At 65.5% G+C, this 21,329-nt stretch carries 25 protein-coding genes; 13 read left to right on the top strand and 12 right to left on the bottom strand.

Features of this window, described 5'->3' with window-relative positions:
* Positions 1 to 123 precede the first annotated feature (123 nt).
* Positions 124 to 744, top strand: coding sequence for a thiamine diphosphokinase (locus FIV09_RS14465; protein WP_254702438.1), 621 nt, complete (start codon positions 124 to 126; stop codon positions 742 to 744).
* Here FIV09_RS14465 and FIV09_RS14460 read toward each other — a convergent pair.
* Positions 716 to 1,624, bottom strand: a complete 909-nt coding sequence (locus FIV09_RS14460; protein ID WP_152450924.1) for a DMT family transporter — start codon at positions 1,622 to 1,624, stop codon at positions 716 to 718. The genes FIV09_RS14465 and FIV09_RS14460 overlap by 29 nt on opposite strands.
* A 217-nt stretch (positions 1,625 to 1,841) precedes the next feature.
* Complete coding sequence (locus tag FIV09_RS14455; RefSeq protein WP_152450923.1) at positions 1,842 to 2,048, bottom strand: cold-shock protein; 207 nt, start codon at positions 2,046 to 2,048, stop codon at positions 1,842 to 1,844.
* A 223-nt stretch (positions 2,049 to 2,271) separates the two neighbouring features.
* On the opposite strand from FIV09_RS14455, the gene FIV09_RS14450 reads away from it, so the two are divergent.
* Positions 2,272 to 2,850, top strand: coding sequence for a transposase (locus FIV09_RS14450; protein ID WP_152450921.1), 579 nt, complete (start codon positions 2,272 to 2,274; stop codon positions 2,848 to 2,850).
* Between the two features lie 66 nt (positions 2,851 to 2,916).
* On the opposite strand, the gene ettA is transcribed toward FIV09_RS14450, so the two are convergent.
* Positions 2,917 to 4,572, bottom strand: a complete 1,656-nt coding sequence (gene ettA / locus FIV09_RS14445; RefSeq protein ID WP_152450919.1) for an energy-dependent translational throttle protein EttA — start codon at positions 4,570 to 4,572, stop codon at positions 2,917 to 2,919.
* Positions 4,573 to 4,676: 104 nt separating this feature from the next.
* Between ettA and FIV09_RS14440 the strand changes: the two genes are divergently transcribed.
* From FIV09_RS14440 to FIV09_RS14425, 4 genes are all read left to right on the top strand, one after another.
* Entirely contained in the window at positions 4,677 to 5,159 is a 483-nt protein-coding gene (locus FIV09_RS14440) for an MOSC domain-containing protein (protein WP_152450917.1), read from the top strand.
* 36 nt (positions 5,160 to 5,195) lie between these two features.
* The gene (locus tag FIV09_RS14435; RefSeq protein ID WP_152450916.1) at positions 5,196 to 5,807 is read left to right on the top strand and encodes a nicotinate-nucleotide adenylyltransferase; all 612 of its coding nucleotides are present in this window, start codon (positions 5,196 to 5,198) and stop codon (positions 5,805 to 5,807) included.
* Between the two features lie 139 nt (positions 5,808 to 5,946).
* Positions 5,947 to 7,443 (top strand): D-alanyl-D-alanine carboxypeptidase/D-alanyl-D-alanine-endopeptidase, encoded by a 1,497-nt coding sequence (gene dacB, locus FIV09_RS14430; RefSeq protein ID WP_371417708.1) that lies wholly within the window; start codon positions 5,947 to 5,949, stop codon positions 7,441 to 7,443.
* A 46-nt stretch (positions 7,444 to 7,489) separates the two neighbouring features.
* Positions 7,490 to 8,053, top strand: a complete 564-nt coding sequence (locus FIV09_RS14425) for a hemerythrin domain-containing protein (RefSeq protein ID WP_152450913.1) — start codon at positions 7,490 to 7,492, stop codon at positions 8,051 to 8,053.
* A gap of 23 nt (positions 8,054 to 8,076) precedes the next feature.
* Here the strand turns inward: FIV09_RS14425 and FIV09_RS14420 are convergent, their stop codons facing one another.
* Both FIV09_RS14420 and FIV09_RS14415 read right to left on the bottom strand, forming a co-directional pair.
* A complete protein-coding gene (locus tag FIV09_RS14420; RefSeq protein WP_152450911.1) occupies positions 8,077 to 9,429 on the bottom strand; it encodes a HAMP domain-containing sensor histidine kinase in 1,353 nt (450 codons plus the stop codon).
* Positions 9,426 to 10,100 (bottom strand): response regulator transcription factor, encoded by a 675-nt coding sequence (locus FIV09_RS14415; protein ID WP_152450909.1) that lies wholly within the window; start codon positions 10,098 to 10,100, stop codon positions 9,426 to 9,428. Before FIV09_RS14415 ends, FIV09_RS14420 begins: the two co-directional genes overlap by 4 nt.
* A 248-nt stretch (positions 10,101 to 10,348) precedes the next feature.
* Between FIV09_RS14415 and FIV09_RS14410 the strand changes: the two genes are divergently transcribed.
* Positions 10,349 to 11,494, top strand: a complete 1,146-nt coding sequence (locus FIV09_RS14410; protein WP_152450907.1) for a S1C family serine protease — start codon at positions 10,349 to 10,351, stop codon at positions 11,492 to 11,494.
* Positions 11,495 to 11,695: 201 nt separating this feature from the next.
* Here the strand turns inward: FIV09_RS14410 and FIV09_RS14405 are convergent, their stop codons facing one another.
* Together FIV09_RS14405 and FIV09_RS14400 are read right to left on the bottom strand one after the other, a co-directional pair.
* Positions 11,696 to 12,643: a glycosyltransferase family 2 protein gene (locus FIV09_RS14405; RefSeq protein WP_152450905.1), complete on the bottom strand. Its 948-nt coding sequence runs from the start codon at positions 12,641 to 12,643 to the stop codon at positions 11,696 to 11,698.
* A gap of 115 nt (positions 12,644 to 12,758) precedes the next feature.
* On the bottom strand, positions 12,759 to 13,148 hold the full coding sequence (locus FIV09_RS14400) for a hypothetical protein (protein ID WP_152450903.1): 390 nt from the start codon (positions 13,146 to 13,148) through the stop codon (positions 12,759 to 12,761).
* Positions 13,149 to 13,234: 86 nt separating this feature from the next.
* Between FIV09_RS14400 and FIV09_RS14395 the strand changes: the two genes are divergently transcribed.
* Both FIV09_RS14395 and FIV09_RS14390 read left to right on the top strand, forming a co-directional pair.
* Positions 13,235 to 13,513, top strand: coding sequence for an I78 family peptidase inhibitor (locus tag FIV09_RS14395; protein ID WP_152450901.1), 279 nt, complete (start codon positions 13,235 to 13,237; stop codon positions 13,511 to 13,513).
* Between the two features lie 61 nt (positions 13,514 to 13,574).
* Positions 13,575 to 13,982 (top strand): universal stress protein, encoded by a 408-nt coding sequence (locus tag FIV09_RS14390; RefSeq protein ID WP_172975742.1) that lies wholly within the window; start codon positions 13,575 to 13,577, stop codon positions 13,980 to 13,982.
* Between the two features lie 84 nt (positions 13,983 to 14,066).
* Here FIV09_RS14390 and FIV09_RS14385 read toward each other — a convergent pair whose 3' ends face one another.
* Positions 14,067 to 14,252, bottom strand: a complete 186-nt coding sequence (locus FIV09_RS14385) for a PLD nuclease N-terminal domain-containing protein (protein ID WP_152450897.1) — start codon at positions 14,250 to 14,252, stop codon at positions 14,067 to 14,069.
* A gap of 120 nt (positions 14,253 to 14,372) precedes the next feature.
* Here FIV09_RS14385 and FIV09_RS14380 point away from each other — a divergent pair, with 120 nt between their 5' ends.
* Both FIV09_RS14380 and FIV09_RS14375 read left to right on the top strand, forming a co-directional pair.
* Positions 14,373 to 14,978 carry a rhodanese-like domain-containing protein gene (locus FIV09_RS14380; RefSeq protein WP_254702237.1) on the top strand — a complete coding sequence of 202 codons (606 nt, stop codon included), beginning with the start codon at positions 14,373 to 14,375 and terminating at the stop codon, positions 14,976 to 14,978.
* Between the two features lie 101 nt (positions 14,979 to 15,079).
* Complete coding sequence (locus tag FIV09_RS14375) at positions 15,080 to 15,349, top strand: GlsB/YeaQ/YmgE family stress response membrane protein (RefSeq protein WP_152450895.1); 270 nt, start codon at positions 15,080 to 15,082, stop codon at positions 15,347 to 15,349.
* A 12-nt stretch (positions 15,350 to 15,361) separates the two neighbouring features.
* Here FIV09_RS14375 and uvrB read toward each other — a convergent pair whose 3' ends face one another.
* The 4 genes from uvrB to FIV09_RS14355 form a co-directional block, all read right to left on the bottom strand.
* A complete protein-coding gene (gene uvrB, locus FIV09_RS14370) occupies positions 15,362 to 17,563 on the bottom strand; it encodes an excinuclease ABC subunit UvrB (protein ID WP_152450893.1) in 2,202 nt (733 codons plus the stop codon).
* Positions 17,564 to 17,639: 76 nt separating this feature from the next.
* The gene (locus FIV09_RS14365) at positions 17,640 to 18,215 is read right to left on the bottom strand and encodes an SCO family protein (protein ID WP_152450891.1); all 576 of its coding nucleotides are present in this window, start codon (positions 18,213 to 18,215) and stop codon (positions 17,640 to 17,642) included.
* The gene (locus FIV09_RS14360) at positions 18,212 to 18,790 is read right to left on the bottom strand and encodes a hypothetical protein (RefSeq protein WP_152450889.1); all 579 of its coding nucleotides are present in this window, start codon (positions 18,788 to 18,790) and stop codon (positions 18,212 to 18,214) included. Before FIV09_RS14360 ends, FIV09_RS14365 begins: the two co-directional genes overlap by 4 nt.
* Position 18,791: 1 nt before the next feature.
* The gene (locus FIV09_RS14355; RefSeq protein ID WP_152450887.1) at positions 18,792 to 19,247 is read right to left on the bottom strand and encodes a hypothetical protein; all 456 of its coding nucleotides are present in this window, start codon (positions 19,245 to 19,247) and stop codon (positions 18,792 to 18,794) included.
* 164 nt (positions 19,248 to 19,411) lie between these two features.
* Between FIV09_RS14355 and FIV09_RS14350 the strand changes: the two genes are divergently transcribed.
* A complete protein-coding gene (locus FIV09_RS14350; protein WP_152450885.1) occupies positions 19,412 to 19,723 on the top strand; it encodes an ETC complex I subunit in 312 nt (103 codons plus the stop codon).
* Positions 19,724 to 20,010: 287 nt separating this feature from the next.
* The gene (locus tag FIV09_RS14345) at positions 20,011 to 21,225 is read left to right on the top strand and encodes a hypothetical protein (RefSeq protein WP_152450883.1); all 1,215 of its coding nucleotides are present in this window, start codon (positions 20,011 to 20,013) and stop codon (positions 21,223 to 21,225) included.
* Positions 21,226 to 21,329 lie beyond the last annotated feature (104 nt).

Here is a 21,329-nt window from a genome sequence, read left to right as displayed (position 1 = left end):
GCGCCTTTCAGCGTATCATTTCGTGTCTGTATTGTGATCTATGGCTTAAATTGAGATGAATTCGCCATGATTTCCCCCATTGTTTCCAGTGCAGAACCAATCCTCCTCGTTGGAGGCGGATCCGTGGACAATGATGGCCTCCGGGATGCTGTTGGACGGTATAGCACGATTGTGGCGGCCGATAGTGGCGCGGCTGCGGTGCTGGACGCCGGGGGGATGCCTGACGCGGTGATCGGCGACATGGATTCGCTGCCCGCCGAGGCCCGCGCCGCATTGCCGCCCGAGGTCATCCACCGGATCGGCGAACAGGACAGTACGGATTTCGACAAATGCCTCGCGCGGATCGATGCGCCGCTGATCGTGGGCATGGGATTTCTCGGACGCCGGGTGGATCATCAGCTTGCGGTGTTCACGGGGCTGATGCGCCGCGCGGCGCGGAAGGTGCTTCTGATCGGGGCGGAGGATGTGGTGACGCTTTGTCCCTCCCGGATCGCGCTCGATCTCGCGCCGGGCACGCGGGTCTCGCTCTGGCCGCTTTCGGAGGTGACGGGGCGCTCGGACGGGCTGCGCTGGCCGATTGCCGACATCCCCTTTGCGCCGTGGCGGGTGACCGGGACATCGAACATGGCGGACGGGCCCGTCACGCTTGAGATGGACGCACCGGGCATGTTGCTGATCCTGTCTGCGGCGCGCGCGGAGGACGTGGCCCTGGCCCTCAGGGCGGCGCCGCATTGGTCCGCATGATCGACCGCGCCGTCACCTGTTCGCGCCAGATCACGTAGAGCCCAGCTGCACAGATCACCGCGATCCCGAAGCTCGCCTGCGGTCCGGGCAGATCGCCGAAGATCACGAAGCCGAAAAGCGTGGCGATCGGGATCTCGATATATTGCATGGGCGCCAGCGTGGTGGAGGGCGCGAATTTCAGCGACCAGATCATCAAGAGATGCGCATAGGTGCCGAGAAGCCCGAGCGCGGCGAGAAGCAGCGTGTCTTGCCAGGACGGCACCACCCACGCGCCTTGCAGAATGACGACGGGGGCCAGGATCAGCGTCGCCATCCAGCCCGAGATCGCATGCATGCGCATGGGCGCGATGTCGCGTGAGACGTGACGCGTCACCAGCATGAACAGCGCGAAGGTCACCGCGACGCCGAGGGGAAGAAGCGCGACCCAGCCAGAGTCGCGAAAGGCCGGTTGCAGCACCAATAGCGTGCCGCCGAAGCCCAGGATGCAGGCGGCAATTCGCCGTATCCCAACGGCCTCATCCAGCCACAGCCAGCCCAGAAGCAGCAGGATGAAGGGCATCACGAAGGCGATGGAGATCGCGTCGGCGAGCGGCATGTAGAGAAGGGCCGTGAACATCATGCCGATCCCCCCGATATGCAAGGCGGTGCGCAGGGCGACCAGCCAAAGGATGCGCGGGGTCAGTCTGGTACGGCCGCGCGCCCCAGCCATGGGCGCCATGAGAACCCCTTGCGCGACAAACCGGACGAGCAGGAGTTGCAGCACGGGGATCGACGCGCCGAGCAGCTTGGCGAGGCTGTCGCCAAGCGGCGCCAGTACGCAGAATCCGGCCATCAGCGCAATGCCGAGAAGCGGACGGTCGGTCGAGGGAAGGCTGCTCATGGCGCCATGCTGAGCCTTGCGCCCGGTGATGTCGAGTGGCGCGGACCGCGGATTTTCGAAAGGCCGGGTAGGCGGGTTTGGTGGGTGCCTTCGAGCATGTTCTATGGCGGGACCGCACTGCGCAAAAGAAAACCGCCCCGCGCATTCCTTCGGCGGGGCGGTCTGTGGGTCAGGCCGGGCGTGGAGAGTTCTCCGGGCGCCGCGTGCCGTCTATCCCTTATGCGAGGGCGAGGTTGGTCGCGCTCTCGCGGCCGTCGCGGCCGGTCTCGAGGTCATAGGTGACCTTCTGATCGTCGGAAAGACCGGTGAGGCCCGAACGCTCGACGGCGGAGATGTGCACGAACACGTCCTTGCCGCCTGTTTCGGGTGCGATGAAGCCGAAGCCTTTGGTGGTGTTGAACCACTTAACGGTGCCAGTTGCCATGATAGCATTCCTTGCTGTTGTATGCTGCCCGCAGAAGGCGGCAGCGCGGCGAAGTCACGTCTGGATCGATAGACCTGAGTGCCGGTTTGAAGAGAACAGCAGGGTCGACAGAGAAGATCGTTAGCCCCTGCCGTATGACAGGACGGGCGCTGTCTTGCAAGGAAATTCAGGGGCGTGTGCCACGTTCACCCGTCCTTAACCAAGCGTCGGTAGAATGACGCCCATGGCTTTTGTACATCCCTATATCGCTGGTGTGACGCTCTATTTTTCGCTCGCTTTGGCGCGGCCCGGAACGTCGCTTCTGGTCGATGAGATCGATCTGCTCCGGGCTGCCGTGCGCGATGTCTTGCGCAAGCGGCCGTTTCATATCGATGCCTTCGTGGTGCTGCCGGACGGGCTGCATGCCGTCTGGACCTTGCCCGAAGCCGATCCGAATTACTCCGAACGCTGGGGCAATGTGAAATCGCATTTCTCGCGCCATCTGCGACGGACGGGGCGCGCGCCGGATCCGCCACCGGGCCGGTTGTCGGCCAAGGCAGTCCGCAGGGGCGAGGTGGGAATCTGGGCCCAGGGCTTCACGCGCCGCGTCATCGCGGATGCGGAAGATTACCGCGCCGCCTTGTGTCGCTGCCACGATGCGCCGGTCATGCGGAACCTGGTCTCTCGTCCGCAGGACTGGCCCTACTCTTCCCTGCACCGCGATCGACGGCTGTCGGGATCGGGCGCGCCAGACCACCACGGGGCGGCTTTGCCGGTGCGAACACCCCAACCTGCGCAATCCTCTCTCTTCGCGCTCGGCTAGGCCGGGACGAAAAGCCCCCCGCCGCGAGGCGAGGGGCGCATGAGGACCTGTTCGGGATCGCGGCGATCAGCGCGCGAATTTCTTGTGCTTGATGCGCTTGGGCTCCAGCGCGTCGGCCCCGAGGCGACGCTTCTTGTCTTCCTCGTAATCCTCGAAATTGCCTTCAAACCATTCCACATGGGCCTCGCCCTCGAAGGCCAGGATATGCGTGCAGATCCGGTCGAGGAAGAAGCGGTCGTGCGAAATGACCACTGCACAGCCCGCGAAATCCGTCAGCGCATCTTCGAGCGCGCGGAGCGTCTCCACGTCGAGATCGTTGGTCGGCTCGTCAAGGAGCAGCACATTGCCGCCGGACTTCAGAAGCCGCGCCATGTGCACCCGGTTGCGCTCACCACCCGACAATTGGCCCACGACCTTCTGCTGATCGCCGCCCTTGAAGTTGAACGCACCGCAATATTTGCGGCTGTTCACCTCCGCATCGCCGAGCTTGATGACTTCCGCCCCGCCCGAAATCGCCTGCCAGACCGTATCGGTCGGGTTCAGATCGTCGCGGCTTTGATCCACGTAGGACAGGTCCACCGTGTCGCCGAACTCGATCGTGCCGCCATCGGGGGCCTCGTTGCCGGTCAGCATCTTGAACAGCGTGGACTTGCCCGCGCCGTTGGGGCCGATCACACCGACGATGCCGCCCGGCGGCAGCGAGAAGGTCAGATCCTCGATCAGAAGCTTGTCGCCCATCGCCTTGTTAAGATTGGCGACCTCGATCACCTTGTTGCCCAGGCGCTGGCCATGCGGGATGACGATCTGCGCCTTGCCGACGCGTTCGCGCTCGGACTGGCTCGCCATCTCTTCATAGGCCTGGATGCGCGCCTTCGACTTGGCCTGACGCGCCTTCTGGCCCTGCCGCATCCATTCCAGTTCGCGCGAGAGCGTGCGCTGCTTGGCCTTGTCCTCGCGGGCCTCCTGCTCGAGCCGCTTGGCCTTCTGCTCCAGCCAGGAGGAGTAATTCCCCTCATAGGGAATGCCGCGCCCGCGATCGAGCTCGAGGATCCAGCCGGTGATCGAATCGAGGAAGTAGCGGTCGTGGGTGACGATCAGGATCGTGCCCTTGTAGTCGATCAGGTGCTGCTGCAACCACGCGATCGTCTCCGCATCGAGGTGGTTGGTCGGTTCGTCCAGAAGCAGCATGTCGGGCGCTTCCAGCAGCAGCTTGCAGAGTGCCACGCGGCGCTTCTCACCGCCCGAAAGCGTCGTGACATCCGCGTTGTCAGCGGGGCAGCGCAACGCCTCCATGGCGACATCGATCTGACTGTCGAGATCCCACAGGTTCTCGCCATCGATCTCGTCCTGCAGCTGCGCCATCTCGTCGGCGGTCTCGTCCGAGTAGTTCATCGCCAGCTCGTTGAAGCGGTCGAGCTTGGCCTTCTTCCCGGCCACGCCCAGCATCACGTTGCCGCGCACATCGAGCGCGGGGTCGAGCTCGGGCTCCTGCGGCAGGTAGCCGACCTTGGCACCTTCCGCGGCCCAGGCCTCGCCCTGGAAGTCCTTGTCCATCCCGGCCATGATCTTCAGCAGCGTGGACTTACCCGCGCCGTTGACGCCGACGACGCCGATCTTCACGCCGGGCAGGAAGTTGAGCTTGATGTTCTCGAAACAGGTCTTGCCACCCGGATAGGTCTTGGAGACGCCATCCATATGGTAGACGTATTGATAGGCTGCCATGTCCGGCCCCCCTTGTTCGCGCATGTGACGTATTGGCGGCTCTCTACGGGATTTGGCGGGGTACTGGAAGGGGCGCGATGCGACCCCGCGCGCGGGAGGCGGGCATGACGACACTGGCGGAGATGATCGCACGGGTGGCACAGCCGGGACGCATCCTGTGGCTTGGGCTGAGGCCTGCCCGGCGCGAAGGCATCGTGGCGGTGCCGGAGGCCCGGATCGACGCCGCGGGCCTTCTGGGCGATCACGGCCGCGCGGGCAAGCGGGCAGTAACGCTCCTGCAGGCCGAACACCTGCCCGCGATTGCCGCCTATCTCGGGCGCGACGACATCCCGCCCGAGATCCTGCGCCGCAACATCGTCGTGGCGGGGCTGAACCTCGCGGGGCTGAAGGAGCGCCCGCTCCGGATAGGCACCGCGCTCTTGCGCCCCACGGTGATCTGCGCACCGTGCTCACGGATGGAAGCGGCTTTGGGCCACGGGGGATATGCCGCGGTCCGGGGCCATGGCGGCTGGTGCGCCGAGGTGCTGGAGCCGGGCCGCGTGGCCCTGGGTGATCGGGTCCGGCCCGAGGATGAGCACGCGGCATGATTGCCTTTCGCCCCGATCCGGTGTTTCACACCGCCCATGAGCATTGAACGCAGCGGCTTTGGCTTGTCCTTGCCCGATCATGCGCGGATCGGGTTGCTGGGCGGGTCCTTCGATCCGCCCCATGCGGGGCATGTGCATCTGAGCCGCGAGGCCATGAAGCGCTTCGGCCTTGACCGGCTGATCTGGCTCGTCTCGCCTGGAAATCCGCTCAAGGCCAACGGCCCCGCGCCCTTGGCGGACAGGGTGCAGGCCGCGCGCGCCCTGATCGCCCATCCGCGGATCCTCGTGTCGGATATCGAGGCGCGGCTTGGCACGCGCTACACGGCCGACACGCTGGCCGCCCTGCAGGGGCTTTTCCCGCGCGTGGCGTTCACATGGCTGATGGGGGCCGACAACCTCGCGCAGTTTCATCGCTGGGACCGCTGGCGCGAGATTGCGGGCACTGTTCCGATGGGCGTTCTGGCGCGACCCGGATCGCGGATGGCCGCGCTCAATTCGCCCGCCGCCCGTGCGCTGCACGCTGCGCGTCTTCCCGCACATGCCGCGCGGGCGCTGCCCGGCGCCCATGCGCCTGCCTGGTGCTTTCTGAACATGCCGATGAGTCCGCTGAGCTCAACCGCGCTGCGCGCCGAACGGGCGGGCAGGTAGCGCTGCGGCGGGTCGCGCCGGGCCGGGACCGGCTGGTCCAAATGATATTCGCGCTATCTCAGCTTTGGGGCGCGGAAAAGCCCCGCTCCCGTCCTTGTTCTGCCCAAGGCAGGCGTATTAACTCAGGGCCATGACATCGATGATTTCCCGAAGACGGCTTCTGACCGGAATGGCGGCGGCGCTCGCTGCCGGCCCTGCGCTGGCCGCGGCGCCGGAGGCCTCGCTGCGTCCCTTGGCGCGTGCGCCCGATCTGCTGATCAAGTCCATCCCGACCGTGCAGACGCTGGTGTTGGAATCGGGGCTTCAGGGGGCCACTTCGGTGGCGGTGGCGCATGTGGCGTCGGACGAGATCCTCGAAGACCATGCGGGCATGCTGAACCTGCCGCCCGCGAGTGTGGCGAAGGCGCTGACGGCGGCCTATGCGCTTGAGGCTCTGGGGCCCGAGCATCGCTTCGCCACGCGGCTTCTGGCGACGGGCGAGGTTTCCGATGACGGCATTCTCGATGGCGATCTGATCCTTGCGGGCGGGGGCGATCCGACGCTCGATACCGACCGGCTGGCGGATCTCGCCGCGGCGATGAAGGCGGCGGGCCTGCGCGAAGTGCGCGGGCGGTTCCTTGTCTGGGGCGGTGCGTTGCCGCGACTGGACGAGGTCGACGCGCAGCAGCCCGACCATGTGGGCTACAACCCGGCAATCTCGGGCCTGAACCTCAATTTCAACCGCGTGCATTTCGAATGGCGCAGGGCGGGCTCCGATTACAGCGTCACGCTTGATGGCCGCTCGGCGAAGTACCGGCCCGAAGTGTCGATGGCGCGCATGGTGGTCGTGGCCCGGCGCGGTCCGATCTACACCTACCGCGAGGCGGAAGGCCGCGACGACTGGACCGTGGCGAAATCCGCGCTGGGCAATGGCGGCGCGCGCTGGCTGCCGGTGCGCCAGCCCGAGCTTTACGCGGGCGAGGTCTTTCAGACCATGGCCGGCGCGCAAGGCATCCGCCTGAAAGCGCCCGAAAAGGTGGACGCGCTTCCGGAGGCAACCACCGAGGTCAGCCGGATCGAAAGCGACGTTCTGCGCGAAATCCTGGAGGACATGCTCCTTTATTCGACCAACATCACGGCCGAAGTCGTGGGCCTGTCGGCCACGGCGGCGCGGACCGGGGCAGTGCCCGAAAGCCTTGCCGCCTCGGCCGAGGAAATGAACCGCTGGGGCCGCGAGGTGCTGGCTCTGGACCGCATGGCCTTCGTCGATCATTCGGGCCTTGGCGATGCGAGCCGCATCTCGGCTGTGGACATGGTCCATGCGCTGGTGCGCCTGCGCACGCGGGGCACGCTGAAACCCATCCTCAAGGACATTCCCCTGCAGGATGACACGCGGACGCCGCTGCCCAATTCGGGCGTCGAGATTCGCGCCAAGACCGGTACGCTGAACTTCGTCTCGGGGCTTGCGGGCTTCCAGACGCTGCCCGACGGGACCGAACTGGCCTTCGCAATCTTCTCGGCGGATCTGGGGCGCCGGGCAGAACTGACGGTCGAGGAACGTGAGCGCCCGCCGGGTGGACGCACGTGGAATGGCCGGGCGAAACGCCTGCAACAAGCGCTGCTGCGCCGCTGGAGCGTGGTCTACGGCCCCGTCTGATCGGGCATCGAACAGGTCGCCCTGCAGTGCGGCGGAAAGGACTTCCATGGCCATCAAGATTGCGGATGATCTGCGGCTTGGCACGCGTACGGGACTGCCCGACGCGTTGCGCGTCCTCGTGAAGGAATACCCGCGTAGCGGCTGGCAGGAGCATGCGCATTTCACCGGCCTCGTGGAATTCTGGCTCGGGCGGCATGGCATGTTCCGCCAGATCTGCGAGGCGCTGCAGACAGATTCCGAGGCCGAGATGGACGGCAAGCTCGATCCGCAGATGCGCAATCAGCGGCTGTCCCGGTATGGCGGCATGTTGCTGAACGAATTGCACGGGCATCACCAGATCGAGGATCACCACTATTTCCCGAAGCTCGTGGATCTCGATGCGCGGGTGACGAAGGGGTTCGATATCCTCGAGGCCGATCACGACGACATGGACGGGCTGCTGAGCCGTTTCGCCGAGAGCGCCAACGGTGTCCTGCAGGGCAAGATCGAGACCGGGCGCTTCCGCGAGGAGCTGCTCTCCTTCGAGGCGCTGCTCGACCGGCATCTGAATGACGAGGAAGAGCTGATCGTGCCGGTCATCCTGAAGAACGGACCGCAAGGGCTGCACTGATCGGCGGACAGCAGGCGCTTATGTCAGCGCGGGAATTGCAGGCTCGCGCGCAGGCCGGGGCGATTATCCGACAGATCGAGCACGGCGCGATGGGCCTGCGCGATGGCCGTGACCAGTGCGAGGCCGAGGCCATTACCGGGGGTCGTCCGGCTCGTCTCCAACCGGTAGAGGCGCCGGGTCACGAGGCCGCGTTCCGCTTCTGGAATGCCCGGGCCGCTGTCGGTCACGCTCAGGGCCGGCCCGTCCGCCCCGTTGGTGACCGAGACGACAATCGGCGTGGCGTTGCCATGGCGCAGCGCATTCTCGATCAGATTGGCCAAAGCCTGACCCAGAAGCGCGCGGTCGCCGGTGACCGGGACCGGGCCTGACGGCAATTCGGTGCTGAGTGCTACGCCTGCCTCCTCCGCGACGGGCTCGTAAAGCTCGGCCATTTCGCGCGCGATCTCGGTCAGATCCACCGGGGCGGCATCGGCCCGCGCGCCGGCCCCTTCGATCTGGGCGATTTGCAGAAGCGACTGGAAGACGCGCACGGCGCGGTCGGCCTCGGCGCGGGCGCGGTCGGCAAGGGGCGCGCGAGGGTCGTCCTCATCGGTCTTGGCCTGCAACTCGTCGAGCAGCACCGCGATGCGCTGCAACGGCGTGCGCAGATCATGGGCGATATCGGCGCTGACCTGGCGCAGGGCCTCCGTTGCCTCTTCCTGACGGGCGGCCATGCGATTGACGCCGCGCCCGATGCGGGTGAGGTCATCCTCGCCCGAGGCACCGGGATCGTAGCGCGCGGTCAGATCGCCGCCCGCAATCCGGCTCAGCGTCGTTTCGATCCGCGCCACGCGCCGGGCGGAGCGCCGGGCGATGAGCGTGCCAAGCCCCAGCGACAGCACCACGGTCGGCAGCAGCGACAGCGCCAGAAGCCACAGGAAGGTGCGGCGCAGATCCTCCACCCGTTCGAGGCTTTGGGCTATCACGAGGATGCCGGACGACAGCCGCCGGACCTCCTGCACATAGCCGGTATGGGACAGCGCCTGACCATCCGAGGCGCTGAGGATCACGTTGCCGTCCGACAGGCGCGCATCGGCATTGCCCGCGCGGCGTCCGTCATCGCCCAGAAACAGGTAGACCCGGTCGCGAGGATCGGTGGCGCGGGCGCGCACCTCCACGAGGCGGCGCAGCGCATTGGGCGTGGCAGTGATGTCGAGGCCCGCGATCTCGGCGGTCAGATCGGCGCGGATCTCGGCCTCGGCCTGGGCCTTCAGCGTCACATAGGCACCGCCCAACGTCACGAGGTTCACAGCCGCGAAGACCAGCACGAGCCAGAGCGCGATCCGCACCGGGGTGGAGCGGATGATATTCGACAGGCTGGCGCGCGGCGTGTTCATTCAGTGATCTTGTAGCCCGCCCCGCGCACGGTGACGATCAGATCGCGGTCGAAGGGTTTGTCGACCTTGGCGCGCAGCCGCGAGATATGCGTCTCGACCACGTTGGTCTGCGGATCGAAATGGATGTTCCAGACCCCTTCGAGCAGCATGGTGCGGGTCTGGACGCGGCCCTTGCGGCGCAAAAGATGCTCCAGCAGGGCAAATTCGCGCGGCAGCAGATCGAGGGGCTGGCCGCCACGCGTCACCGTGCGGCGCACGACGTCCATCTCCAGATCGCCCGCGCGCAGCACCGTCTCGGCGGCCTCCGACATCGGCAGGCGGCGACCGAGGGCCGCGATGCGTGCCGAGAGCTCGCCGAAGGCGAAGGGTTTCACGAGGTAATCGTCGCCTCCCGCGGACAGCCCTTCAATCCGGTCATCGAGCCCGCCCATCGCCGTGAGGAAGATCGCGGGCGTCGTGACCTTGGCAGAGCGCAACGCCTTCACCAGCGAAAGCCCGTCGAGATCGGGCAGCATCCGGTCGACGACGATCACGTCATAAGGCTGGGACATCGCGAGGCTGAGCGCTTCGCGGCCCGAGGTCAGGTGATCGACCGCGTGGCCCTCTTCGGTCAGGCCACGGGTGATGAACTCGGCCGTGGTCGTGTCGTCTTCGATGACGAGTATCTTCATGGGTGTCACCCGCAAGGCAGCTCTCAGTGTCGGTCCGTTTGAGAAGGGACGCCTGCGCGCCCGTTTCAAGGCCCGGATGCGGCCTTACAGGGTCTTTGCCTCTCGTTTGAGATATCTTGCGAAATTGTAATCGCAGGGCCTGTATGGCTGCAATCTTCGAGGTCGATCTTCTCCACCATGCCCGGGGTGCTTCGCGCATGCCCCCGGACGGAAACAGACATATTCGGATCACCGAAGAGAGAAGACACATGACCCATCCCAATCGACCCGCCAGAAAATACCTGACCGGCGTGGCGCTGGCCGCCCTTGTCGCCACCGGCGGCGCGCTGAGCCTCGCGCCCGCGACCACACCGGCCCATGCCGCGCCCAGCATGGGCACCGACTATGTCGACCTCGTGGCCGAACTGACCCCCGCCGTCGTCACCATCGAGGTCACGCAACGCGCGCAGACCGCCTCCGCCGAGATCCCGCAGGACCAGCGCGACTTCATGGAGGAATTCCAGAAGCGCTTCGGCATGCCGATGCCGGGCATGCCCGGTCAGCGCGGTGGTCCGGGCGGCGAGATGAAGGGCGCGGGCACGGGCTTCGTCATTTCCGAGGATGGACGCATCGTGACCAACGCTCATGTGATCGACGGCGCCGATGAGGTCACCGTAACCTTCGAGGATGGCCGCGAATTCACCGCGGAGATCGTCGGATCGGATCCCGCCACGGACCTTGCCGTGCTCGATATCGACGCAGAGGGTCTGACGGCCGTGTCCTTCGGCGACAGCACCACGCTTCAGGTCGGTCAGAACGTCATCGCCATCGGCAACCCGTTCGGGCTGGGCACCACCGTGACCACTGGCATCGTCTCGGCGCTGGGCCGCAACATCAATGCAGGTCCCTTCGACGATTTCATCCAGACCGATGCCGCGATCAACCGGGGCAATTCCGGCGGGCCGCTCTTCAATGAGCAGGGCCAGGTTATTGGCGTGAACACCGCGATCATCTCGCCCACGGGCGGCTCGGTGGGCATCGGCTTCTCGGTGCCGTCCGAACTGGCCTCGGCCATCGTCGAGGACCTCGCCGATGACGGCACGGTGGAGCGCGGCTGGCTCGGCGTGCGGATCGCGCCCGTCAGTGAAGACGTCGCCATGGCGCTGGGCTTTGACGAGGGCACCGGCGTGATGATCGAAGACGTCACCGCGGACACGCCCGCCGAAGCGGCCGGGTTCCGCAAGGGCGATATCGTGCTGTCGGTGAACGGCGAGGGTGTCGAAACCCCGCGCGATCTGACCCGCGCCATCGCCACGCTGCGCCCCGGCGCCGAGGTTGAAATCACCTATCTGCGCCGCGGCGAGGAGACGGATGTGACCGTCACGCTGGGCGACCGGGCGAATATCGACGCCTGATCGGGCACGCCCCGGCGGGCGGCCCCAAGACGATTATCCGCCGGGGTGCGGGAAGGCGCGGGAGGGAAGTCCCGCGCCTTTTCCTGTTTTGGGCAGAGCAGGCTTCGGAAGGATCAGTTCCGGGGCCGTGGCAGGGATTGGCCATAACGGATGCGCGTCGCCGCAAATGGCGGCGATGATCGCGCGGACGCTGTTCGTCGGTCAGCCTGCCGTGACCGAGCTTGCGGAGAGAGACCCGGCTGCGCGCGCGTCATCCCCGCCCGCCGCATCGCTCTCGTCGGAGGTCTGCGTCTCCATGGCCGTTGCGATCCGGGCGAAGGTCGCGGGCAGGCGGAAGGGCAGGCGCTCCTGCATGCGCGGCGCGCCCACGCCACGCCCCCGGCCGCGAAAGCCTTCGCGCACCAGGTCATGGAAGGCGATGTAGCTTTCCTCGTAGCTCGGGATCTCATCGCCTTCGGGCGTCAGGGAGACGTCGCGCTCCACCCCCTCTTTCCAATGATTGGTAAAGCGCGCGCGGTCGGGCCAATGCGCCGCCACCTCCGATTGGATCGCACGGCGCGCCTTCAACTGGCGGCTGTCGGCGTAATGCAGATGCGCGAGGTGCAGACCCGGCGCGAGGTAATAGGGCACGTCGAGCGCGCGATGCCCGCCCGGGCGGTAGAAGACCGGCTCAAATGTCACGGCGGGCTTGGAATAGCCCGACGCCCACAGCCCGTATTGCCGCTGGGCCCAGACGGGGCGGCTGTCGTCAAACGGCGCGTCGAGATCGGGATGCTCCACCAGATCGAAGCCCGCCGCGAAAACGCAAGGCCGCGTCCGCCACTGCGCGAGCATGTCAGCCAGCGGACGGTCCACGTCCGAGCCGAAGATCAGCTCGTCCACATCGCCGGTGATGACGCAATCGTAGCTGTCATGCAGCTCGGCCTGCCGGGTGTTCAACTCGTGCCAGCGCACATCGTCGAAATTCTCCAGATCCGTGCGGGGATAGGGAATGATCTGCGCGCCCTCGGCGATGGCGCGGATTTCGGGCTCGTCCCCATGGCTGAGGATCACGCAGTTCTCGCGTCCGATCTGCGCATCGTAATGCCGAAGCCATTGGCGCAGATACCAGTGGTCGCGATAGACCATCGTCAGGGCGGCAATTCTCATCCGGGCTCACTTTTCGGGGTTTTGCGGAAAGGCTACCGGGCGGGCGGCGGCGCGGTAAAGGGGCAGGTCCGACGCGCGCCTCTTCTGTTGCCGGGAGGACAAGGCGCCTCTCGCGTCAAGTGTCGGCGGGGATCGTGGCGCGACAGGTTTGGGCGGCGGCTTCGGCGGCGGGGCGCAGTTCCGCGATCTCGCGGCGCAGATCGTCCCGGCGGCGGCGCACCTCGTCGAGATTGACGGGGACGCGGACGGTGCGGGTGCTGGTGACATCCTCGAAGCAGGGCACGCGCTGTCCGAGCCCTTCGTCATAACAGGTCGTGTAGAAGGGCACGGAGCTTTCGACACTCTCCAGCGCGAACCCTCGGGCCAGGGTCGCTTCGGTCTCGCGCAACTCCGCCTCCGCGGCCCAGAGGCTGCGATTGGCCTGTTCGACGCAGCGCTCAAGCGGGCTGAGACAGGCGGCGAGGCCCAGGCAGGCGGTCAGGCAAAGCGGGATCGACAGACGCATGGCGAATAGTCCAGATGGGTGGCCGGTGCTGGCCAGGATGCTGAAGCCACGATAGACTTGTCGTGCTGTGATCGAAAGAGGCCCTGATGCGTCCTGCGTTTATCCTGTCCTTGTTTGTCATGTTTGCGGCCTGTTCCGAGACGGACGCGCCCGCAAGCGGTGACCTTCCCGGAATGCCGCAGGATTGCGACGCGGATCGCCACGCGGCCTTTATCGGTCAGCCAGCAGACAGCCTCGAGCTGGACCATGCAGGCCCTGTGCGCGTCCTGGCGCCGGGCAGCCTGATGACGATGGATTACCGCACCGACCGGCTGAACGTCCGAACCGATGATGCGGGTATTGTCACCGATTTTTTCTGCGGGTGATCCAGATCAAAGCGGATCCTCGGGCGACGTGGCAATCCTCGGAAAACAAGGAGGATTTCCCATGTACAAGAATGTCCTGATCCCCGTAGCCCCGGATCATCCCGAGCGGCTGAGCGAACAGTTGAAAGTCGCCCGCGCACTGGCGGCGGAGGGTGCGAAAATCACTGTGGTGTCGGTGATCGAAGCCGTGCCGCTTTACATCGCCGCCGAAGTGCCTGCTGTCATCTTCGAACAGGCGCAGGACGAGGCCGAAGAAGCGCTGAAAGAGGCGCTGAAGGACGAGGGAGATGTCACGCTCGAGGTGGTGCATGGCCATGCGCCGACGCTGATCTTGGACAAAATCAAGGATCTGGGCGCTGATCTGGTGATCGTGCGGTCGCACAAGCCGGATATGAGCGATTGGTTCCTGGGCTCGACCGCGGGTCGGGTGGTGCGGCATGCCCCTTGCGGGGTGCATGTTATCCGCTGATCCGCAAACTGGGCCGGGGCGCGCCCCAAACGCGCCCCGGTTTGGCATTCGCGCCGCCTCGAGGCCGCGCGGGGTGTCGTCGGTTCAGACCCGGACGGAGCCGCCGCGCGGACCCGCGACGAGCCAGGCGATGAAGCCCAGAACCGGCAGGATGATGATCGCGAGGGTCCAGAGCAGTTTGGCCAGCGTCGAGGCGCCGGAGGTCAGCGTCTGGTAGATCGCGTAGATGTCGAGGACCAGGATGATGAGGCCGAGAAGTCCGTATTCCATTGTTCAACTCCTAAATGCATAACTTATTATCACATTAACGAAAGCTGGGCTGGTTGGTTCCGAACGAAACCGCAGCCGGACACGGCCGAAAGGCGGTGCAACAAGGGAAAGGGAGGCAATATGTTAAAAAATATCATGAATTATGCGGGGATTTTCGCCTGTCTGGGGATCGGAGCCGCGGCACAGGCCGAGGAGGCGGTGAATATCACGCCCGAACTCAGCGCGGTCACGGTCGAGACGGGGCAGGGCCCGGTCGAGATTTCGCGCATTCAGGACGTGGACAACGTGCTGACCGGCGCTTTCGCGCGCACCTCGCGGCCTTGTCCCAATTTCTGCATCCAGCCGATGCAGGCCGCCCCGGGGGTGACCACGATCGGCGAGCTCGAATTACTGGAGGCGCTGCAGGACCCGGAGGTCACGGTGATCGACAGCCGTGTGCGGCCCGATTGGGAAACCGGCACGATCCCGGGGTCGATCTCGATGCCCTACACCGAAATGGCCGACCGGCTGCACGAGCTGGGCTGTGAGCCCGATTTCGAAGGCTATGAATGTGGCCCCGACGTGGGCGAGATCGTGCTGTTCTGCAATGGGCCCTGGTGCGGACAATCGCCCACAGCCATCGGCCGGATCATCGAGGCGGGCTTCCCGGCGGAAAAGATCAGCTATTACCGTTGGGGCATGCAGGGCTGGCGGTTGCTGGGTCTGACGGTCGCGGGCGGATCCTGACCGCGCGGGCCATCGCCCCGAGGGCTGTCATGCGCTGTTGCGCGTGGCACCGGGGCGCGTAAGCTCGGCCGCGAATAGCACGCTGTTCGCAGGAGGTATCCATGGAAGCGTTTCTCGATGTGCTGGGCGCGGTGTCGCTGACCCTGCTGATCCTGACCGGCCTCTTGGCGGGTTTCATCGCCGGGGTGATCGCGGGCCGGGACCGGCTGCTTTACATGGTGCTGGGCGTGGCGGGCGCGGTGGCGCTGCCGTTCCTGCTGGCCGCGCTCGGGATCGGAATCCTGGCCGCCGGGGGCATTCTGGTCATCCTCGCCGTGGCGCTGATCGGCGCGGTGATCGTGCTGGCGATTGCGCAGATGATCCGCAGGTAGGCGCCCGCGCGCCTACCGTTTCTTGCGCCGCTGCACATTGCCCCCGCGCATGCCGCCGCGTCCGGCGGTGGAGCGGCCGGAACGCCTTGTCGCCTCTTCCGAGGCCTTCTCGACCGCCTGCTGGCGCGCCATGGGGTCGTCGGCCACGGCAAGATCCACCGCTTCGAGGCGCTTGACCTCGTCGCGGAGCCGCGCGGCCTCTTCGAATTCGAGGTTCTCGGCAGCCTTGCGCATGTCCTCGCGCAGACCGTCCAGCACCGCCTGCAGGTTCGAGCCCTGGCTTTTCGGGTCGATCTGCGCGGTCACGCGGTTCATGTCCACATCGCCCTGATAAAGCCCCGCGAGGATGTCATCGACGTTCTTCTTGATCGTCGCGGGCGTGATGCCGTGTTCCTCGTTATAGGCGATCTGCTTTTCGCGGCGGCGGTTGGTCTCGCCGATGGCGCGCTCCATCGAGCCGGTCATGCGGTCGGCATACATTATCACGCGGCCCTCGGCGTTCCGCGCCGCCCGGCCGATGGTCTGGATGAGCGAGGTCTCGGAGCGCAGGAAACCTTCCTTGTCGGCGTCGAGAATGGCCACGAGCCCGCATTCGGGAATGTCGAGACCCTCGCGCAGGAGGTTGATGCCGATCAGCACGTCGAAGGCGCCCAAGCGCAGATCGCGCAGGATCTCGATCCGTTCGATCGTGTCGATGTCGGAATGCATGTAGCGCACGCGAATGCCCTGTTCGTGCAGGTATTCGGTCAGATCCTCGGCCATGCGCTTGGTCAGCACGGTGCAGAGCACGCGGTAGCCGTTCTGCGCGACCTGGCGGATCTCATCCAGAAGGTCGTCCACCTGCGTCTCCACGGGCCGGATTTCCACCTGCGGATCGAGCAGCCCGGTGGGCCGGATGATCTGTTCGGTGAAGACGCCGCCCGTCTGGTCCAGCTCCCACGCGGCGGGGGTGGCGGAAACGAAGACCGATTGCGGGCGCATGGCGTCCCATTCCTCGAACTTCAGAGGGCGGTTGTCCATGCAGGACGGCAGGCGAAAGCCATGCTCGGCCAGCGTGAACTTGCGCCGGTAGTCGCCTTTGTACATGCCGCCGATCTGCGGAACAGATACGTGGCTTTCGTCCGCGAAGACGATGGCGTTGTCGGGGATGAACTCGAAGAGCGTCGGCGGCGGCTCGCCCGGCGCGCGGCCCGTCAGGTAGCGCGAATAGTTTTCGATGCCGTTGCAGACGCCTGTCGCCTCCAGCATCTCGATGTCGAAATTCGTGCGCTGTTCGAGCCGCTGGGCTTCCAGCAGCTTGCCCTCTGCCACGAGCTGATCGAGCCGCATGCGCAGCTCTTTCTTGATCTCGACCACGGCCTGTTTCATCGTCGGGCGCGGCGTCACGTAGTGCGAATTGGCGTAGATGCGGATGCGGTCGAAGCTGCCGGTCTTGGTGCCGGTCAGGGGATCGAATTCGGTGATCGCCTCCAGCTCCTCGCCAAAGAAGGAAAAGCGCCAGGCGCGGTCTTCGAGGTGCGCGGGCCACACCTCAAGCACGTCGCCCCGCACCCGGAACGAGCCGCGCTGGAAGGCCTGATCGTTGCGGCGGTATTGCTGCGCCACGAGATCGGCCATCACCGCGCGCTGGTCATATTCCTTGCCGGTGAAGAGATCGAGCGTCATCGCGCCGTAGGTTTCGACCGAGCCGATACCGTAGATGCAGCTGACCGAGGCCACGATGATCACGTCGTCACGCTCCAGCAGCGCGCGCGTCGCGGAGTGGCGCATCCGGTCGATCTGTTCGTTGATCTGGGATTCCTTCTCGATATACGTGTCCGAGCGCGGCACGTAGGCCTCGGGCTGGTAATAATCGTAATACGAGACGAAATATTCGACCGCGTTCTCCGGGAAGAACTGCTTGAACTCACCGTAAAGCTGCGCCGCCAGCGTCTTGTTGGGCGCAAGGATGATCGCGGGGCGCTGCGTCTCCTCGATCACGCGGGCCATGGTGAAGGTCTTGCCGGTGCCGGTGGCGCCCAGCAGCACCTGATCGCGTTCGCCCGCATTGACCGCCTCGGAGATCTCGACGATGGCATTGGGCTGGTCGCCCGCCGCGCTGTACTCGGTATGCATCACGAAGCGCTTGCCGCCTTCGAGCTTTTCGCGCTCGGCGACATGGGGTGCGGGCGCGTGCAGCAGCGCTGGCATCTGTTCGGGATTGTTGTTGTGCATCGGGCAGCATCCTTCCAGATGCACACTTGCGCCCGATTGATGCGGTTTCAAGAGGGCGGGGCGCCCGGCGGCCGGATCAGCGCACGACGTAGCGTGCGGCGATCTCCGCGATCCGCTCCGGTCCGAGGATGGGCGGCACCAGTGTCAGGAATGCGCCCGTCCCGTCGAGCAGGTAGATATGGCTGCCATGGGCATAGACGGGCTGGCCCGACGGTTCGGTGAAGAGCACCTCATGCTCCACCGCGAAGAGGTCATAGACCGGTTGCAATTCCGCAGGCATGCCGGTCAGGCCCTCGAAATCCGGGTGGTGGTTGTGCAGCGGCGGGCCAATGGTCGCGACCGTGTCGTGATCGGGATCGACGGTGATCATGACCGGGCGGGCCTCAAAGCCCTGTTCCACCAGCATATCCGTTGCCGCCGCCATCGTGGGAAGCGCTACCGCGCAGATCGAGCGGCAATTGGCATAGCCAAAGAAGAGCAGTTGCAGATCGGCCTCGGGTGCGGCTTCGGTGCGGGGCGCGCCCGATTGGTCGGTCAGCGTGAAAGGCCCGCCGAGCGCGATGGGAAAGGGAAGGCCCGCGGGGGCAGGCGTCTCCGCTCCAGCGCCGCCCGCGGCGAGGCACAGCGCCAGAAGCCACGCAGCCCCCTTCATTCGATGCCGAGCCAGTCTTTGAGGAAGGCTTCCTCTTGCGCAACACCGAGGCCCAGATAGCCCTCCGTCGCGATCTCGGCATTGATGCGCGGATCGCGCCGGAACCATGGCCCGTCGCCCGCCGCGTCGGGATGTGCATCGGCCCAATCATCGGTGAAGCGGTTCGCCACCGCCCATTCGCCATCCGGCAGGGCGCGGATGCGCTGGACCTGATAGACATGCGTGGCGCCGTTTTCCGGGTTCTCGATCATCAGCCCGTCCACCTCGACCTGCTGGCCGCAGAACGGGGCCAAATCGGCGGCCGCGCCCGTGAAGATCGGCTGGTTGTTCTTCAGCGGCATGATCAGCGCGTCATCGGCGCTGCGCAAAAGGGCGGATTGCCGACCCGGTGCGCAGGCATCGTCGCATTGACTGGAGAGCACGCAGATCGGGTCCACGACGCGGGCTTCAAACCGGGCCTTTTGCTCGCCCCAGAGGCCCCATTCATTGGCCTCCGACCCTTCGGAGAAATCCTGTGCTGCGGCAGGCAGGGCGGTGCAGGCGGCAAGGGCGAGTGCGGGTATTACACGGGCCATCTCAGTTCTCCAACGCATCATCGGGGATCGCGAAGCCCGGCACGACGCCGTAATCCTCGTGATTGAGATTGGTGATATCCATGTCCGACAGCACGGTTTCGACCATGATGTAATTCAGCCCGTCGCGGGCGTAATGCAGCCCCTCGGCGCGCACATTGTGGGAGGCCAGCGTCAGGGCCGTATCGCCGCCTGCGAGCTGATCCGTGCCGGGCAGCTTCAGAACCATGTAGACGGTGCCGTCGGGCGCGAGCAGGCCCACCGGGATGCCGCCCGCCGAGCACCAGAGCGCGCAGGTGTGATGCGCAGAGCCCACGACCGCCTCCGGCCCGCCCATGACGCCCGAGAAATAGCACCAGGTGTCGATGATCTCGCCCTCGATGGTGATCTTCTCACCCTCCTGGGCCTCAGCCATCGTCGCGGTCATCGCAACGAGTGCGGCGCTTGCCAGTGCTTTCATGCCAGCCTCCGGGTCCGGGTTCATGTCCGTCCAGTGTACGCCCTTTCCTGCGACATGTTGTCACGAATCCGTGGCCGGGCCGTGTGCTGCGGTAAATTGCCCGCCGCCTTGCCAAGGCGCGGGAATTTGACGATAAGCGGCCTGCACACCAAACGGGGGTCCTCATGCGCGCACGTATCTATCAGCCCGCCAAGACGGCCATGTCTTCCGGCTTTGCCAAGACCAGGCAATGGGTGCTGGAATTCGTCCCCGAAACACCGCGTTCCGTCGACCCGTTGATGGGCTGGACCTCGTCGTCGGACACGCAGGCGCAGGTGAAGATCCGCTTCGACACCAAAGAAGCCGCGGTGGAATATGCCAAGGATCACGGCATCGACGCGCAGGTCTTCGAGCCCAAGCGCCGCAAGCACAATGTGCGCCCCAAGGGCTATGCGGAGAACTTCTCCTACACGCGCCGGGCGGCCTGGACGCATTGAGCCGCTGACATCGGAGCGCTTGTGCTCGGGTGCAGGGACATGCGGGGTTTCGGTGAGACAGTGACGATGCGCAGGGGTCGTGGCGTTTTTCGTCCGTTCCAATAGCATTTGATTTGACCCAGCGCGCGCGGCCACTTTGAACCGCATCCCCCAAATCCGCCTTGTCCTGATCCAAGTCGCAGCCGTGTCGACGCGGAGCGCGCCTTTCGGCGCGGCTTGGTGACCAAGTCACCGTTGGTCTCACATCTCTCATGTCATGGATGGCTCAACACTTAAGGAGCCCCGCCATGACACCGTCCCATCAAAGACCCGCCGATACCTGGTCGCCGCTCTATTTTCTCGCCTCGCTCGGCGCAGGCGGGCTCGCCGTGACCTTCTTCATGTTTCTGATGTTCTGGGTGCCGCATCCCGGCCAGCCCGTGCCGATCTTCGAAGACATCCTGTCCGCCTTCACGCAGGGCGCATGGCCGCTGAAAATGGCCATTGCCGCCGCTGTCACCGGGATTTCGGGCTTCGCCGTCCTCAATATCAAGCTGCTGGTATGGAACCTGGCCCGGCTGTCCGACTTCCAAAAGACCGACGCCTACAGCGATCTCTTGCAGTCGAACGGTGAGACACAGCTTCTGGCGATGCCCTTGGCCCTCGCCATGAGCGTCAATGTCGGGTTCATCCTCGGGCTGGTCTTCGTGCCCGGGCTCTGGAGCGTCATCGAATACCTGTTTCCTCTGGCGCTGATCGCATTTGCGCTGATCGGCTATCTCGCCTTCCGCAGGATCGGCGATTTTCTCGTGCGCGTGCTGAGCGAGGGCGGCGTCTTCGAGGTCACCGCGCACAATTCCTTCGCGCAGCTCCTGCCCGCCTTTGCCCTGTCGATGATCGCCGTCGGCCTGTCCGCGCCTGCCGCGATGAGCGGCAATGCCCTGACCGTCGGCATCTCGTTGATCCTGTCGGTGATGGTGGGCGCGATCGCGGCGCTTTACGCGCTGGTCGCAGCGATCACCGCGTTCAATTCGATGCTTCATCACGGAACCGCCCGGGAAAGCGCGCCGACGCTGATGGTCGTGGTGCCGATCCTGACGGTGCTCGGCATCATGACGATGCGGCAGGAGCACGGGTTGCATACGACCTTCGAGGCCCATGGCGCGCGTGCGGACACGCTGATCCTCACGACCACGATCCTTGCCATCCAGCTTGTCTTTCTCGCGCTTGGTCTGCTGGTGCTGCGGCGCCAAAAATACGCCGATGCCTACCTTCGCGGGGCGGGCAATTCGGCGGGTGCCTATGCGCTGGTCTGCCCGGGCGTGGCGCTGAGCGTGATGCTGCATTTCTGGATCAACAAGGGTCTCGTCGGCGCAGGTCTGATCGCGCAGTTCGGGGCCGCCTATTGGGGGCTTTCGATGCTCGCCGTGGCGGCGCAGGTTTCGATGATCGCACTCGTTCTCTACCTCAATCGCCGTCATTTCGCGCCCCGCGCAACAGCTCATGCCGTCGCGGCGGAGTGAGCCCGAGCGCGCAGGGCGCTTCGGCCGTCGCTCCAGGAAAGAGAATGCCGACATGACGCAATATGCCCGATCGAGCGCCGCGGCCGCGTTGGCGTAAGCGCTCC

It is taken from the genome of Roseivivax sp. THAF197b (genome assembly GCF_009363255.1).
Taxonomy (GTDB): domain Bacteria; phylum Pseudomonadota; class Alphaproteobacteria; order Rhodobacterales; family Rhodobacteraceae; genus Roseivivax.
Note: the sequence above shows the minus strand (reverse complement) of the source record. Positions and strands in the feature narration are given on the sequence as shown.